Source organism: Nocardia amamiensis NBRC 102102 (assembly GCF_001612745.1).
Classification (GTDB): domain Bacteria; phylum Actinomycetota; class Actinomycetes; order Mycobacteriales; family Mycobacteriaceae; genus Nocardia; species Nocardia amamiensis.
Genome location: NZ_BDBA01000258.1, coordinates 1 through 13949, shown reverse-complemented (window position 1 = coordinate 13949; position 13949 = coordinate 1). Strand labels below are relative to the sequence as shown.

Below are 13949 nucleotides of genomic sequence, written 5' to 3'. Positions count from 1 at the left end.
GCCGCGCGAAGCGGTGCATCACCGGTGCGAAGAGCGCGTCGGGGAAGTCGTAGCTTTCGGCTTGGACGTCCTGCGGCAGCGCGAGGACGACCGGACCGGCGTCGGCCGGATCGGTGAGCACCCGAACCGCCTGGGGCAGGGTGGACATCAGCTGTTCCGGGCGGGTGATGCGGTCGAAATACCGGCTCACCGCGCGGAACGCGTCGTTCACCGTGACGGTGGCGTCGCCGAAGTGCTCGACCTGCTGCAGGACCGGGTCCGGGGCGCGGCCGGTGAAGGTGTCGCCCGGAAGCAGCAGCAGAGGAAGGCGATTCGCGTGCGCGACGCCTGCCGCGGTGACCATGTTCAACGCGCCGGGACCGATCGAGGAGGTCGCGACGCCGACCTGACGCCGGTGCGTGGCCTTGGCATAGCCGACGGCCGCGAGCGCCATCCCCTCTTCGGTGTGCCCGCGCCAGACCGGGATCTCGTCGCGCCGTTCGTAGAGCGCGGTACCGAGGCCGAGCACGTTGCCGTGCCCGAAGATCCCGAAAACGGCGGGAAAGAGCGGCACCTCGCGACCGTCGAGTGTTTCGGAGCGCTGGGCAACCAACCAGGTCACCAGCGCTTGCGCCGCCGTCAGTTTCATCCGATCCCTCCTTCGTGAGTGGTGACCGGCCAGCAGGTGTCGATCGGTTCGCCGCTCCAACACACGGCCTCCACAGAGGGCCGCTCGACCGCCGCGACGTCCGTTGCCCAGACCCGCGTCAGGTAGCGACGGCGTTCGTCGGTCACCTGCACAGCAGTTCCTCGATTTCCGCGGCGGTCGGCATGGCGTCGGCGCAGGCGAGACGTGCGGCCACCAGAGCGCCGGCCGCGTTGGCGTAGGTGGCGATGCGTCGCGGGTCCCAGTCCGAGAGCAGACCGTGGATCAATGCGCCGCCGAATCCGTCGCCCGCGCCGAGCCCGCACACCACCTCCACTCGGCAGGGCGGCACGGTCCAGCGTTCGGAGTCGGTGGCAACCAGTACCCCCTCGGCGCCCTGCTTGATCACCGCGAGGCGCACACCACGTGCGAGCAGCCGGTCGGCCGCCGCGTCCGGGTCCGCGGTGCCCACCGCCACCTGGGCCTCGGCGCGGTTGCCGACCACCACGTTCACGTGGTCGAGCATCCAGCCGATCTCGGCCCGCGCGGTGTCGGCATCGGGCCAGAACATCGGCCGGTAGTCCAGGTCGAGCACGGTGTGCCCACGTCGTGCGCGCCGCAGCAGGATCTCACGCTGCGTGCCGCGGCCCGGCTCGGCGCTCACACCGGTGCCCGTCACCCACAGCAGCGGCACGGAATCCACCACGTCCCAGGGCACTTCCTCCGGGGTGATGGTGAGATCCGGCGCGATCGGCGTTCGGTAGAACAACAGCGGTGGATCGGCGGGCGGGGTCAGCTCGCAGAACACCACGGGGGTCTGCAGGCCGGGCGCGGTCGTCACGTAACGGGAGGAGACGCCGAAACCGTCCAGTGCGCTGCGCACGAAATCGCCGAAGCCGTCGGGGCCCACTTTGGTGAGCACCGCCGAGCGTCTGCCCAGCCGGGCGGCGGCCACCGCCACGTTCGTCGCCGTGCCGCCCAGGAACTTCGCGAAGCTGCGCACCTGCGCCAAGGCGACGCCGCTCTGCTCCGGATAGAGGTCCACCCCGACCCGGCCGATGGTCAGCGCCTCGAGTTCGGTCACGAGTCCACCACCCGCTGCAGTTCGTGCTGTAGGGCGTCCAGTTCCACCCCACCCGCCATCTGGCGGGTCAATTCCGGCAGGTCGATCTCGGATTTCTCGTACGAACCGAGCATCGCGCCTCGCTTCAGCAACAGGAACCGGTCGCCGACCGGATAGGCGTGGTGCGGGTTGTGCGTGATGAGCACGACGCCGAGTCCGCGTTCACGCGCCTGCACGACGTACTTCAGCACCACACCGGCCTGTTTCACACCCAGCGCGGCCGTCGGCTCGTCGAGGATCAGCACCTTCGCTCCGTAGTGCACAGCACGCGCGATGGCGATGCACTGCCGCTGGCCGCCGGACAGCGTGCCGACCGGCTGCTCCAAGTCTCGGATGTCGATTCCCATGTCCGCCAAAGCCGTTCGCGCGATCTCCTGGCCCTTCTTGCGATCCAGCAGCCGGAAGGGTCCGTATCCGGCAGTGGGTTCGGAACCGAGCACGAAGTTGCGCCACACGCTCATCAGCGGCACCACCGCGAGATCCTGATACACCGTGGCGATGCCGCGATCCAATGCCTCCCGAGGCGAGGAGAACCGGACCGTTCCACCCTCGACGCGCAACTCGCCGCGGTCGTGCTGGTGCACCCCGGCCAGGATCTTGATCAGCGTCGACTTGCCCGCGCCGTTGTCGCCGAGCACGCAGGTCACCTCGCCCGCGTTCACCACGGTGGATACCTCGCGCAGCGCGACCACGCCGCCATAGCTCTTGCCGAGGTCGACGGCCTCGATGAGGGAAGTCATCGGCGCACCCTTTCGGCTCGTTTCTGGAATCTGTTGTTGACCAGCACCGCCGCCAGCAGCAGCACGCCGAGGAACAGCATGAACCAGTCGCTGTCCCAGCGGGCGAACACGATGCCTTGGCGCGCCATGCCGAAGATCAGGGCGCCGATCGCGGCGCCGACCGCCGAGCCGAAGCCGCCGGTCAGCAGGCAACCGCCCACCACGGCGGCGATGATGTAGTGCAGTTCGAGCCCGACGCCCTGGTTGGCCTGCACACTCGCGAACCGGAGGATGTTGCAGGAACCGACCACCCAGGCCGCGAACGCGGTGCCCATGAACAGCAGGATCTTGGTGCGGTCCGCGGGGACACCCACCGCGCGGGCGCTCGGCAGCGCGCCGCCCACCGCGAAGATCCAGTTGCCGAACCTGGTGCGCACCAGGATGATCGCGGCGAGGGCGGTCAGCACGACCCACCACACCACCGACGCCTGGATGTGCGCTTCCCCGATGTCGAGTGTCGAGGCGAACACCCAGCCCGCCGACTGGTAGCCGTCCGCGCTCCGCACACCCGACACCTGAACCGTGCCGGTGACCAGCCGCGTCACGCCCAGATTCAGGCCCTGCAATGCCAGGAACGTGCCCAGCGTGACGATGAAGCTGGGCAGGCCGGTTCGCATCACCACCCAGCCGTTGAACGCGCCGACCACCAGCGCGAACACCAGCGAGGCCAGCAGCGCGAACCACACGTTCCACCCGGCGTGCACCGCGAGCAATGCCGTGACCAGCGCGGTGGAGGCGGTCATCACGCCGGCCGACAGGTCGAACTCGCCGCCGATCATCAGCAGGGCCACGGCCACCGCCATGATGCCGAGCGTCGACGCGTCGTCCAACCAGGTCGCCACGCCGAGCGGGCTCAGGAAGCGGTCGGTGATGATCGAGAAGAACACGAACACCAGTAGCGCGCCGAGCGCCGCGCCGATCTCCGGACGCACGGCCAGCCGCTGGAGTGGCGAGAGACCCGCCGATCGCTCCTTCGTCGTGTCGGATGTCTTTGTCGCAACGGTCATTTCATCTACTCCCGGCCTCAGCGCGTGCCCTGCGCGACGAGCGCGGCGACGGCATCGACGTTGCTCTTGTCGACGAAGCCGGGGCCGGTCTGCACCGGCGTGCCGCCTCCCACGGTGTTCAGGTTCGTCCGATACAGCTGCACCAGCACGATCGGCAGGTAGCCCTGCTCGTACTGCTGCTGATCGACGGCGAACAGCAGCCTGCCCGCCCGGATCGCCTCCACCACATCGGAATTCAGATCGAAAGTGGCGACGGTGGCGGCCGACCCGGCCTCCCGCACCGCGTCGACGGCCCGCGCGGCGACCTGGGAGTTCAGCGTCAGGACCGCGTCGATGGATCGGTCCGCCTCCAGCGCGCCTTTGATCCTCGACTGCGCGTCGGTCGGGTTGTTGATGTCGACCTGAAGCGTGGTGGCATTGCCGAATGCCTTCGTCGCGCCCGCGCAGCGCTCGTTCGCGCCGATATTGCCCGCCTCGTGGATGACGCACAGCATCTTGGTGCGCCGGGCGTCGGCAAGGCGTCGACCTGCCGCCTGCCCGGCCAGCGATTCGCTCTGACCCACATGGACGAACGCGCCGAACTTCGCGCTCTCGGACTCACCGGAATTGATCGTCACCACCGGAATGCCCGCGGCGACAGCCTTTTCCACGGACGGTCGCAGCGCTTCGGGATTGGCCATCGAGACGACGAGGCCATCGACACCCTGCGCGACCGCGTTATCGATCAGCTTCGCCTGCTGACCGGGATCGCCCGAGGCGTTGTACTCCACGCGGATACCGAGATCCTTGCCCGCCGCCTCCGCTCCGTTCTTGACGACGTTCCAGAACGCGTCACCGGGACTGCCATGGGTGACGACCGCGACCGAGCTCACCGTTCCCGCGGCAATCGGCGTTTGCGAGGGGGCAGGCGCGTCGGCGCCAGGGCCGCTGCACGCGGCCAGGAGGGCGGCCGCGGCGGCCCAGGGCAGCAAGCGGCTGAAGCGCCGCGCCGTCGCACCGCGTTGTGGTCTCACAGACATCGTTGTCATCGCTTCCCACTAGATTCCTGCCGCGGCGAGCGCGATATCCGCCAGGTAGCGCAAGCTGCGTCCGGTGTCGGCACTGGGCCGCCGCGCCGAGTCGGTCGGCCGCAGCGCGGCGTCCTGCTCCAGCACATACCAGCCCCGATAGCCCGCGGCCTGCATGCCGCGCACGAGCGCCGCGATATCGACATCGCCCTCCCCCAGCGGGACATAGAGCCCGCGACGCACCGCCTCGCTGTACTCCAGGTCCCGGCCCCGCACCTGGTCGGCCAGTGCGCCCCGCACGTCCTTGACGTGAATGTGCCCGATCCGCTCGGCATGCCGCCGCGCGAGCCGCACGGGGTCCGTGCCGCCGATGAGCAGGTGTCCAGTGTCCAGGCAGAGGTCGAGATCGGAGTCGGCGAGGAACCGCTCGACCTCCGGTTCGCGCTCCACGTGGGTGCCGACATGCGGGTGCAGGACGGTGCGCAGACCGTGCTCGGCGGCGATGTCGCGGATCGCGGAGGCCGTGTCGACCAGGGTCCGCCATTCCGTGTCGCCCAGTTGCGGGCGTGCGTCGTATCCCCCGAGTCCGGTCGCGGCGGCGAGTACGAGGACTTCCGCGCCCGTTGCGGCCAGCAGCGATGCGCTGTCCTCGGCGCGCTCGATGGCGTCCTGCGGATCGCGGTGCAGGACGACCGCCAGGAATCCGCCGACCGCTGTCAGGCCGAAGGTGTCGAGCAACCGTCGCAGGTGATCCGGATCGCGCGGCAGGTAGCCGGGTGGGCCGAGTTCGGTGGCGGACAGGCCGAGCGCGGCCATCTCCGACAGAACAGTGCGCGCGTCGAGCACGTGGCCCCAGCCCGGGACCTCGCAGACTCCCCAGGAGATCGGCGCGCCCGCGATGCGCAGCGGGTAGCGGGGTTCGGTCATCGGCACTTCTCCGACCTTCGATGTCGAGTTGACTCCGCTCTATTGGAGCGCTCCAACTATGTAACGTAGGTCATAGTGTGTCAAGAGCTTTCGCTTCGTCGAAGAAATCGCTACTACCAGCTAATATTCCGGTATTTACCGGAAACGCGAGGTAGCTGGGCCATCCGGAAAGTCCGATTAGAGCGCTCTATTGATTTGAGTGCCCCGGGCTTGTATCGTCCGACCCGGCAGGTCCGGCAGGTCCGGCAGGTCCGGCAGGTCCGGCAGGTCCGGCAGGTCCGGCAGGTCCGGCAGGTCCGGCAGGTCCGGCAGGTCCGGCAGGTCCGGCAGGTCCGGCAGGTCCGGCAAGTCCGGCAAGTCCGGCAAGTCCGGCAGGTCCAGCACACCAGCAGGCCGACCGACCCGGCGAGCTCCTATAAGCCGGACAGGCCCAGAAATTCCGACAGGCAGACGAACGAGAAACGGAGGCGATATGGCGCGACCCACGATGGAAGACGTCGCCGCGCGCGCAGGCGTTTCCCGCGCCCTCGTCTCGCTCGTCATGCGCAACTCGCCCAAGGTGAGCGAGCACCGCCGCCGTGCGGTGCTGGACGCCGCGAAAGACCTCGGCTACCAACCGCACATCATGGCGCGTTCACTGGCCAGCCGGACGTCCAACATCGTCGGCGTCATGGTCTCCGACCTGCGCAACGCCTTCTTCGCCGACGTCGTCGAAGGCATGGACGCGGCAGCGCAGGAATCGGATCTCGAGCTGATCCTCAACACCGGCCGCCGCAGCGCCGCCCGTGAGCGGACCGCGCTGGAGAGCCTGCTGTCCTTCCGGCCCGGAGGCATCATCCTGCTGTCCCCGATCCTGCCCGCGGCCGCGATTCGCGAAGCAGCACGCCAAGCCCCGCTGGTGCTGGTCTCCCGCACCTCCACCGTCGCCGACATCGACACGGTCAACGACGACGGCGAGATCGGCGCCGCACTCGCCGTCGATCACCTGGTCTCGCTCGGACATCGCCGCATCGTGCATCTCGACGGCGGCGGCGCTTTCACCTCGGCGCCGCGCCGCAAGGGCTACCGAGCCGCCATGCAGCGCCACGGCCTGGAGCCGATGGTGGTGCCGAGCGAGCACACCGACTCGGCAGGCATGGCCGCGGTACGCAAACTGCTGAACCTGTTCTCCCGCGACACCTTTCCCACCGCGCTGGTCTGCGGCAACGACTTCAATGCCGTGGGCGCGATGTCCGCGCTGGAGGAAGCGGGATTGCGCGTCCCGGAAGATGTTTCGATCGTCGGCTACGACAACACCTCGCTGGCCGCGCTGCGCCACGTCGCCCTGACCACCATCGACCAGCCCCGTATCCAGATGGGCCGCCTCGCGATCGAGGCGCTCGCCGAACGGCTCCGCGACGGCCGCGCCGCCCCCGTCCGCCGCCGCCTCCAGCCTTCCCTCGTCGTCCGCTCGACCACCGCCGCGCCCGGTCGCTGAACCACCGCCGAGCCCCGCGTCCGCCCACAGGTCGCGATTCCACCGCTTAGGAGAGCCGATGTCATCCCACCGAGCCGTCACCTTGGGCCTAGCCGGAACCGGCCGCATCGGGACTTCGCACGCCGAAACCCTGACCAAGCTGCCGAATGTCGCCACCGTCCTCGTCGCCGACGCCGACGCCGACCGCGCCCGGACCACCGCCATCCACCTCGGCGTCGAGTTCGCCCCCGACCTCGACGCCCTCTTCGCCGCCGACCTCGACGGCCTGATCATCGCCACCGCCACCGATTCCCACCCCGAACTCATCATCCGAGCCGTCGAGGCGGGCATCCCCGTCTTCTGCGAAAAGCCGGTAGCCGCCGACATCGACGGCACCCTCGCCGTCATCGACCACATCCAGAACTCCCCCGTCCCCGTCCAAATCGGCTTCCAACGCCGCTTCGACGCGGGCTACCGCGCTGCGCGCGAAGCGATCCGCTCCGGCAAACTCGGCTGGCTGCACACGTTGCGCGCCACCACTCTCGATCCCGCACCGCCGCCCGCCGAATACATTCCGCGGTCCGGTGGGTTGTTCCGCGACTGCGGGGTACACGATTTCGACATCATCCGATGGGTCACCGGCCGGGAGATCACCGAGGTGTACGCCCTCGGGGCAAACCGGGGAGAAGAGTTCTTCGCCGAAGCTGGTGACGTCGACACCGCCGCGGTGTTGCTGCGCATGGACGACGGTGCACTCGCCACCGTCTCGTTGACCCGTTACAACGGCGCGGGCTACGACGTCCGCCTGGAAGCGTTGGGTTCCAAGGGAAACGCCATCGTGGGGTTGGACGACCGATCGCCGCTCACATCGGTCGAAGGCGATTACGCCCCCTCCCCCTACCCTGCCTACGCGAGCTTCATGGAGCGGTTTCGTCCGGCATACGCAGCGGAACTGTCCGCCTTCGTCGCGGTCGTCAACGGCGAACTCGACAATCCTTGCAGTCCACTGGACGCTCTCGAAGCTTCCTACGTCGCCGAGGCGTGCGAACTGTCCCGGCGCGAAGGCCGCGCTGTTGAGATAGCCGAAGTACGGCACTGATCTCCACACCGGCAACTACGCGTTGCTGTCCAGGAGCCGGAGTTGAATCTGTTGTTGACAGGCACTTCCGAGCCGTTCACCCGCGGTCAATAGCCCCGGTCAACGGAGCGCACCGCTGTTGACCGTGCCGCGGGTTCCAGCGCGTCTTGCGGTGTCCGAGGCGGCAGCTGTGTCGGGGCCGGTGCGCTGGACTCGAAGTTGTTCAGTCCGCTTCCGGGAGGTTCGGCGTCGCGATGCGGTCGCGCCTGTTCGCTTCCGAGCTTGTCGATCTCGATGAACAGCGCCTCGACGATCGTGTGCATCTGCTTTTCCGCGATCTGGGCGTACGTGCGGATGTACTCGATCTCCGCGGGCAGGGGATCGGAATTTCCTGCGGGATCTGCCACCACGGCGGCGATGCCGTCCGCCGCGCGGGCTGCCGATTGCTGGGCCTGCCGCAGAATTTCTGCGTACTGCTCGCGGGCGTGCGCGACCAGCTCGCGGGCATAGATCTCGGCTTCGGCCACCGTGGATTCCGCGGTGATCTGCGCCTGGCTGAGCATGTTCACCGCGCGTACGTTCACCCCGAGCACATCGCGCTGGGAATCCTCGCGCAGCTGCGCGTTCTCGCGCTTCAGTTCCGCCAGCTCGGTGCGCAGGTATTCGACTGTGGCCGAATCGCCGAGCGCCGATTTGTACATGGAGACCCGGTGCTCGAGGTCCGCAACCTGGTGAGCCAGATAGTTGTTGTCGGCGAGCAGCGCCTTCTCGTCGCCGAAGTCCAGTTGCTGGGTCAGCCGTTTGTTCGCCGCGTTCAGCCGGGAAACCTCACGGGCCACCCGCCGGACGAATTCGTCGACTTCGTGTTCGTCGTACCCGCGGCGACCCAGTGCCGACTTTTTGAATCTCGCGTTCTCGATTTCACGTGCCTTCAGCGTCATGTCGCTACCTCGTGCGCAATCTCCGCCGGAGCCGCGGAGGTATTCGGTGTGGTGTCCTCGGGGGTGCGGCCGTCGAGGTTCTCGAATCGGATGGCCGAGTCGGGCATGCCCGCGCGCCGCAGTTCACCGGCGGCGTGCTCCACCATCGCGGTGGAGCCGCAAAGCAGTGCGGTCCTGCCCTGCCAGTGCTGGGTCTGGGCGGCCACCGTGCCGACCAGACCCCGCGCACCCGGGTAGAGCGGGTCTTCGGATACCACCGGGGTGTAGCGCAACCATGGCCTGGTCCTGGCCAGCTCGGACAGGAAGGCGTGGTCGTAGATGTTCCACTGGGTCCGGACCCCGTGGAAGAGATGGATATTCGTGGCCTCGCCAGTGGTGCGCCATCTCTCGTCGAGCTGTTCGATCAGGGCGGTCATGGGGGCGAGCCCGGTGCCGCCCGCCACCATCAGCAGATCCCCGCGGAAGTCCGCAGGCAGGGTGAGTGCGGTCCCGATCGGCGCGCCGAGCCGCAGTGTGTCGCCGACCGCGACGGTCCGGGCGAGGGTGGCGCTGACCTGTCCACCGGCCACGATCTGCACATGCAGGTCGAGGGTTCCGTCGGGTCGAGGTGCGTTGGCCGGGGTGTAGTAGCGCCACAGCCGCGGACGCTGCGGAATCTCCACGGCCATGGACTGTCCGGCGATGTAGTTGTAGGGCTGGGTGGGCCGGATGCGCAGCAACCCGACGTCGATACCGCGGCGCTCGGTGGCGATGACCTCCGCCTCCCACCAGGCTGGGGCGCTTTCCTCGTCCTCCTCGGCCGCCATCATCATGATCTGGGCGACCACGCCGTACGCGTCGGCCCAGTCGGAGGCCAGGCTGTCGGTCCACGCCGCGCCGAGGAAGTACTGCAGGGTGGCCAGCAGTGACGCGCCGGCCGCCGGGTAGTGGTCGGCGACGACCTCGAATTTGCGGTGGTCGCGGCCAAGTTGCCGCACGAAGGTGGGGTCGGCGGCAACACGGTCGACATTGCTGACAATGCGGCCGAGCGCCGCTAAGAATTTGCCGCGCTGGGCGGCCATCGACACCGGGAACAGATCGCGGACTTCGGGGTGCGTCATGAACAGATGCGAGTAGAAGTACAGGACCGCTTCGTCGCTGACCTTCTCAACCTTGAGCCAGCTCTCTTTGAGCGCTGCGACATCCATGCCTGATCACCAGCTCATCTGTCGATCGATCCTGCACCGACGCAACAGGTTTCGACGCCGGATGTCCGAGCGGCAACACCTCGATCCCTGGGTGCCGGTGATGATTTCGAACTCACTCGCACCTCCTGGAGACAGCGGCCTCGTATCATTGCTCGCTCTCGGATGAGACAAGGTTGGCAATGAACTGTTCCAAGACCGCACAGGGGGCCGCGGGGCGCCCGCCTCGACGCCGTGTCGCTCAACCACGGCATGAACTTCTCACGATCTGCAGCCTGACGCAAACGGGAATGTTTCTGTTTACAGCCGGTTACGTTGATCAGCAGCTCGGACAAAGCCTCTCGCAATCGTGCGCGCCGCTCAGCAGTGTCAATCGCATAGGGTGGTCGATGGTGGCAATGTCTGGAAATTCGCCTCACTGTAGGGGTTGTCATCGGACACGTGCGGACGCGAGTGAGAGATCGGGTGATGTGCAGGTCGGACCAGCAGTTCAGCGACCGGTTTGCCGGTCATCGACCCGTCGTTGCCGACGTGGATGTGGTCCGGCACGATCCCGTCGTTCACGGCGATCGCATCGAGCTGGAATTGCTTTGCGATCCAAGGTGATTCGGTCGGAATCGCCTTCCGATTGATGGTTTTTCGCGGGAGAAGGTGTCAAGCATCACAAGCAGCACGCTCTCGAACGGTCCGGGTAATCGCGTTGCGTCCCAGCTCCAAACGTGGTTCGAGCCGGTGGCCACCGGTTCCGGCTTGGTCCGCCCCGTGGGTGGCCCGGCGGCGACGTTCACACACCTCACCATAGGTGCGCGGCAGCCGGGACATGGTCGAGGTCGACCACAGGCACCTGACTTCGTCCAGCAGGATCGCCCACACTTGCGTCGGCGACTTGTCCACCCAATCGACCGCCGCGCAGCTCGACCGCGGCCTGCCCGGCGGCGGTCAGGCAGCCGGATGCCGCATCGGCCGCCGCAGGGTGGTGGCTCGGTGTGCGGTCGAGTTGTCTTGCCCGCCAATGCATTCAACGCCCCACGTCACGCGCGCGACGCCACTCGATCACCGGCGAGACAACGACATCAACTGGTCATGCTGCTGAACCACTGGCGATGTCCGATGCCAGATTCGACACCACGCCGATGATCTGTTCCACGGTCTCGCCGGGAACACCTGCAGCCGTGAGCGAATCGGTCAGATGACCGGCCACGAGTCCGAAGTGGTGCATCGTAATTCCCCTACCCTGGTGAATGCGATCCATCGGGGCACCTGTGTAGGGATCGGGACCACCGAGCGCCGCAGCGAAGAACTCCGCTTGACGCCCACGAAGCCGGGACATATTGATGCCCTCGAAGAACCCGGCCAACTCATCGTCTGCGAGGACGCGGACATAGAAGTCGGCGACAACGGCCTCGATGGCCTCGGCTCCGCCGATCTTCTCGTAAATACTGGTCATTACGTCCCCTATCTGCACGTGGATCTGGGCATCCGTGCCGTTGAATGCCGACCGATCATGAAGGCGCCTTACCCGGGGTGGGGGCGCTCCTATGGAACCGTCCGGTACGCCACTGGAAACCACTGGGTAGCGTACCGGGGAGAGTAGTCACCCACAACGCGAGAATGGGTACGCCGTACGCCTGGAAGCCTTGGGCTCCAAGGGAAACGCCATCGTCGGAATCGAGGAGCGCGTTGTCGCCGGCCGCAGCGGCCGGGCGCTCGTGTCACGATGGCGCGATGAGCAAAGCGGCACGTCCGGTCAGCGAGGAAACGGTGGAGCTGTTCATGGACTACGGACAGTTCTGTATCGATGGTGGCCTGGGAGATCCGGATAGCGAACCCGACCTCCTCGATCGCGCGCTGGCCGCACAGCCCTATGCCTCGGATGGTCTGGCCATGGTGGTGCTCAACCCGCACCAGAACAACTTCCGGATGCCGGTGACGGTGCAAGTGTGGGGAGCCCGGCCGCCCGGCGATCGGGACCAGTGGCAACAGGTATGCGAGGCGCGGCTGCGCGTCAGTCCCGAGGGATTCCTGTCCCTGTCGTCACCGACAGACGGTGCGGTGGACTGTGAGGTTCCGGAGGGTGACTACCTGATCGAGGTCAGTGGCCGCGGATTCGTCAACTACGGCTGGCCTGGGTCCACCGAACCCGGCGATGTGTGGCGGATCCGGCTCTGGCCGGATGACGGCAGTGAACCGCTGCTCGCCATGCAGTGGAATATGCCCGGATACGGTGTGCCGGAGAATGTTCCGATCCCGGACGGCCCTACCTCGCCAGAACCCGAAGAGTCGGAGTGGGTCACGGTTTTCGATGAAGACGGTGTCCATCATCTGCACCTTTCAGAGTTGCCGGAGCGAGCCGCGGCGTTCGAGCGAAAGCAGTGGGGCGGAGATCCGATCGAAGAATTGCGGGATCTCTCCGGTGCCGAGGAAGTATCCCGCTACGACCGCCCACTCGCCGAGGCGATCGCCACAATGGACGAGCAAGATCTGCGGCGCTTGGCACGCTGGTCTGCAGTCCAGGCCTGCGACAAGGCAGAAATCGCCGAAAGACCGTGGATACAAAGGGCTTTGAGTGCCCTGCGCGAGGGCTCGCGGCTGCCGCAGCCGTTCGACGACATGGAGGCTGCGTTCACCCGTTTGCACGAGGAGGATTTCGGTCCGGTGGACGAGGACGGAAACGAGATCGTCGGATCACTCGTCGCCGGCTCACGCGAGTCGGCGACGAATCCCTTCGACCTCGGTCCGATCCACCGGCCGTCCTTCGCCCTGCCGACGATCGTCGACGCGACGAAACCCGATGCCAGGGATGCGGCGATCACGACCCTGCACGAAACAGCCATTGTTTTCGGGCCGGATGTCGATGTCCTCTTCGCCGCGGTCCGAACCGAATTCGGGCTCCCACCTCGATGATCAGTGACGCCACTTGTCGATGTCTGCGCTGGCGGTGGCGTACCCCTATCCTGTCGGTCGCCACGTCGTGGTCACGGCTTGCGCTCGCCGCATCAACGCTGTCAGGCTACGGCGGTGACAACAGAGCACAAGGCGACATACAACACCCTCGCCGAGCGATTGATTTCGCTCGGCATGATCTCGACTGATACCGCGCACAGGGTGCTCCGCGACATCGACGAGCTGGACGACGACGGGCTGGACAACGAGTTGGACGGCGAATACTTGTCCGATGCACTGGAATGTTTCGGGGTGGCGATCGGGGTGCACGGCGACAAAGTCGACGATCTGGAGGGCAGCTACGAGTACCTGTTGCGCGATGCGGCAGCTTGCACCGGCGGAGCCGTCGTCGTCGACGATGTCGAACTGAACAGCGATCCGGACGGTGGGGCGATCCTCCGGTTCGTATGCAACGGCTCGGTTGTCGAGTGGTCACTGCAACACGATTTCGACGGCTATTTGGACTTTATGAGCATCCTGTCCTACATTGGCGATCTCAATCCGCCCGGTGCGGATGATCACAGGACGTTCCGGTCGGTCGAGCTCGATGAGCCGGGGACCAACTACTACGTCTTGGCCACCGACGAGCAGGCGCTGGCGCTGGTGAATGAGTTCGGTCTGCGCCTCGACTGACGTCTGAACAACCGGGTGTACTCCGACCCCAGAGGATTCGCGGTTCAAGCACTCAGGGACGCAGGCAGAGTGCCGAACAAGGTGCGATTCGTCATGGTCTCGTCGTCACCGTGCGTCGCAGAGTAGGGGTGCGGCAATCCGACGTGCCATTGGCCCGCGCCACGACTATCACTCTTGCTCTCGAGCTGCATCGCCCGTCAGGCCAAAGGCCGGGCCATCTCATCCATCACCGGAGAGTCGGCTAAG

General features: G+C 66.7%; 16 protein-coding genes. 4 read left to right on the top strand and 12 right to left on the bottom strand.

Annotated features, from left to right (window positions below; genetic code table 11):
• The 7 genes from NA4_RS34020 to NA4_RS42270 form a co-directional block, all read right to left on the bottom strand.
• Window positions 1–628, bottom strand: a 628-nt coding sequence (locus tag NA4_RS34020) for a thiamine pyrophosphate-binding protein (protein WP_245671711.1), incomplete at its 3' end; no start/stop codon positions are given.
• Between the two features lie 142 nt (window positions 629–770).
• Window positions 771–1709, bottom strand: a complete 939-nt coding sequence (gene iolC / locus NA4_RS34015; protein WP_067479506.1) for a 5-dehydro-2-deoxygluconokinase — start codon at window positions 1707–1709, stop codon at window positions 771–773.
• The gene (locus NA4_RS34010; RefSeq protein ID WP_067479504.1) at window positions 1706–2488 is read right to left on the bottom strand and encodes an ATP-binding cassette domain-containing protein; all 783 of its coding nucleotides are present in this window, start codon (window positions 2486–2488) and stop codon (window positions 1706–1708) included. Before NA4_RS34010 ends, iolC begins: the two co-directional genes overlap by 4 nt.
• Entirely contained in the window at window positions 2485–3534 is a 1050-nt protein-coding gene (locus tag NA4_RS34005) for an ABC transporter permease (protein WP_067479502.1), read from the bottom strand. The genes NA4_RS34010 and NA4_RS34005 overlap by 4 nt, the downstream gene beginning before the upstream one ends.
• A 17-nt stretch (window positions 3535–3551) precedes the next feature.
• Complete coding sequence (locus NA4_RS34000; RefSeq protein WP_084497702.1) at window positions 3552–4553, bottom strand: sugar ABC transporter substrate-binding protein; 1002 nt, start codon at window positions 4551–4553, stop codon at window positions 3552–3554.
• Window positions 4554–4571: 18 nt separating this feature from the next.
• The gene (locus NA4_RS33995) at window positions 4572–5468 is read right to left on the bottom strand and encodes a TIM barrel protein (protein ID WP_067479498.1); all 897 of its coding nucleotides are present in this window, start codon (window positions 5466–5468) and stop codon (window positions 4572–4574) included.
• A gap of 177 nt (window positions 5469–5645) precedes the next feature.
• Entirely contained in the window at window positions 5646–5852 is a 207-nt protein-coding gene (locus NA4_RS42270) for a hypothetical protein (protein WP_067479496.1), read from the bottom strand.
• An 88-nt stretch (window positions 5853–5940) separates the two neighbouring features.
• On the opposite strand from NA4_RS42270, the gene NA4_RS33985 reads away from it, so the two are divergent.
• Together NA4_RS33985 and NA4_RS33980 are read left to right on the top strand one after the other, a co-directional pair.
• Window positions 5941–6945 carry a LacI family DNA-binding transcriptional regulator gene (locus NA4_RS33985; RefSeq protein WP_067479494.1) on the top strand — a complete coding sequence of 335 codons (1005 nt, stop codon included), beginning with the start codon at window positions 5941–5943 and terminating at the stop codon, window positions 6943–6945.
• Window positions 6946–7003: 58 nt separating this feature from the next.
• Window positions 7004–8023 (top strand): Gfo/Idh/MocA family protein, encoded by a 1020-nt coding sequence (locus NA4_RS33980; RefSeq protein WP_067479492.1) that lies wholly within the window; start codon window positions 7004–7006, stop codon window positions 8021–8023.
• Between the two features lie 86 nt (window positions 8024–8109).
• On the opposite strand, the gene NA4_RS33975 is transcribed toward NA4_RS33980, so the two are convergent.
• The 5 genes from NA4_RS33975 to NA4_RS33960 form a co-directional block, all read right to left on the bottom strand.
• Window positions 8110–8943 carry a DivIVA domain-containing protein gene (locus NA4_RS33975; protein ID WP_067479491.1) on the bottom strand — a complete coding sequence of 278 codons (834 nt, stop codon included), beginning with the start codon at window positions 8941–8943 and terminating at the stop codon, window positions 8110–8112.
• Entirely contained in the window at window positions 8940–10130 is a 1191-nt protein-coding gene (locus NA4_RS33970; RefSeq protein WP_067479489.1) for a globin domain-containing protein, read from the bottom strand. The genes NA4_RS33975 and NA4_RS33970 overlap by 4 nt, the downstream gene beginning before the upstream one ends.
• Before the next feature lie 366 nt (window positions 10131–10496).
• Window positions 10497–10691: a hypothetical protein gene (locus tag NA4_RS33965; RefSeq protein ID WP_067479487.1), complete on the bottom strand. Its 195-nt coding sequence runs from the start codon at window positions 10689–10691 to the stop codon at window positions 10497–10499.
• A gap of 229 nt (window positions 10692–10920) precedes the next feature.
• Window positions 10921–11145 carry a hypothetical protein gene (locus NA4_RS40980; protein WP_157129463.1) on the bottom strand — a complete coding sequence of 75 codons (225 nt, stop codon included), beginning with the start codon at window positions 11143–11145 and terminating at the stop codon, window positions 10921–10923.
• Window positions 11146–11208: 63 nt separating this feature from the next.
• Window positions 11209–11574, bottom strand: coding sequence for a group I truncated hemoglobin (locus NA4_RS33960; protein ID WP_067479485.1), 366 nt, complete (start codon window positions 11572–11574; stop codon window positions 11209–11211).
• Between the two features lie 278 nt (window positions 11575–11852).
• On the opposite strand from NA4_RS33960, the gene NA4_RS42955 reads away from it, so the two are divergent.
• Both NA4_RS42955 and NA4_RS33950 read left to right on the top strand, forming a co-directional pair.
• Window positions 11853–13031 carry a hypothetical protein gene (locus tag NA4_RS42955; RefSeq protein WP_067479483.1) on the top strand — a complete coding sequence of 393 codons (1179 nt, stop codon included), beginning with the start codon at window positions 11853–11855 and terminating at the stop codon, window positions 13029–13031.
• 114 nt (window positions 13032–13145) lie between these two features.
• Window positions 13146–13703, top strand: a complete 558-nt coding sequence (locus NA4_RS33950) for a hypothetical protein (protein ID WP_067479481.1) — start codon at window positions 13146–13148, stop codon at window positions 13701–13703.
• The last annotated feature ends 246 nt before the right edge of the window (window positions 13704–13949 follow it).

Excerpts from the sequence above, each read along its gene's own strand:
- NA4_RS34010 (WP_067479504.1), bottom strand. The coding sequence starts at position 2,488 with ATGACTTCCCTCATCGAGGCCGTCGACCTCGGCAAGAGCTATGGCGGC.
- NA4_RS34005 (WP_067479502.1), bottom strand. The coding sequence starts at position 3,534 with ATGACCGTTGCGACAAAGACATCCGACACGACGAAGGAGCGATCGGCG.
- NA4_RS34000 (WP_084497702.1), bottom strand. The coding sequence starts at position 4,553 with ATGTCTGTGAGACCACAACGCGGTGCGACGGCGCGGCGCTTCAGCCGC.
- NA4_RS33995 (WP_067479498.1), bottom strand. The coding sequence starts at position 5,468 with ATGACCGAACCCCGCTACCCGCTGCGCATCGCGGGCGCGCCGATCTCC.
- NA4_RS33985 (WP_067479494.1), top strand. The coding sequence starts at position 5,941 with ATGGCGCGACCCACGATGGAAGACGTCGCCGCGCGCGCAGGCGTTTCC.
- NA4_RS33980 (WP_067479492.1), top strand. The coding sequence starts at position 7,004 with ATGTCATCCCACCGAGCCGTCACCTTGGGCCTAGCCGGAACCGGCCGC.
- NA4_RS33975 (WP_067479491.1), bottom strand. The coding sequence starts at position 8,943 with ATGACGCTGAAGGCACGTGAAATCGAGAACGCGAGATTCAAAAAGTCG.
- NA4_RS33970 (WP_067479489.1), bottom strand. The coding sequence starts at position 10,130 with ATGGATGTCGCAGCGCTCAAAGAGAGCTGGCTCAAGGTTGAGAAGGTC.
- NA4_RS40980 (WP_157129463.1), bottom strand. The coding sequence starts at position 11,145 with ATGCATTGGCGGGCAAGACAACTCGACCGCACACCGAGCCACCACCCT.
- NA4_RS33960 (WP_067479485.1), bottom strand. The coding sequence starts at position 11,574 with ATGACCAGTATTTACGAGAAGATCGGCGGAGCCGAGGCCATCGAGGCC.
- NA4_RS42955 (WP_067479483.1), top strand. The coding sequence starts at position 11,853 with ATGAGCAAAGCGGCACGTCCGGTCAGCGAGGAAACGGTGGAGCTGTTC.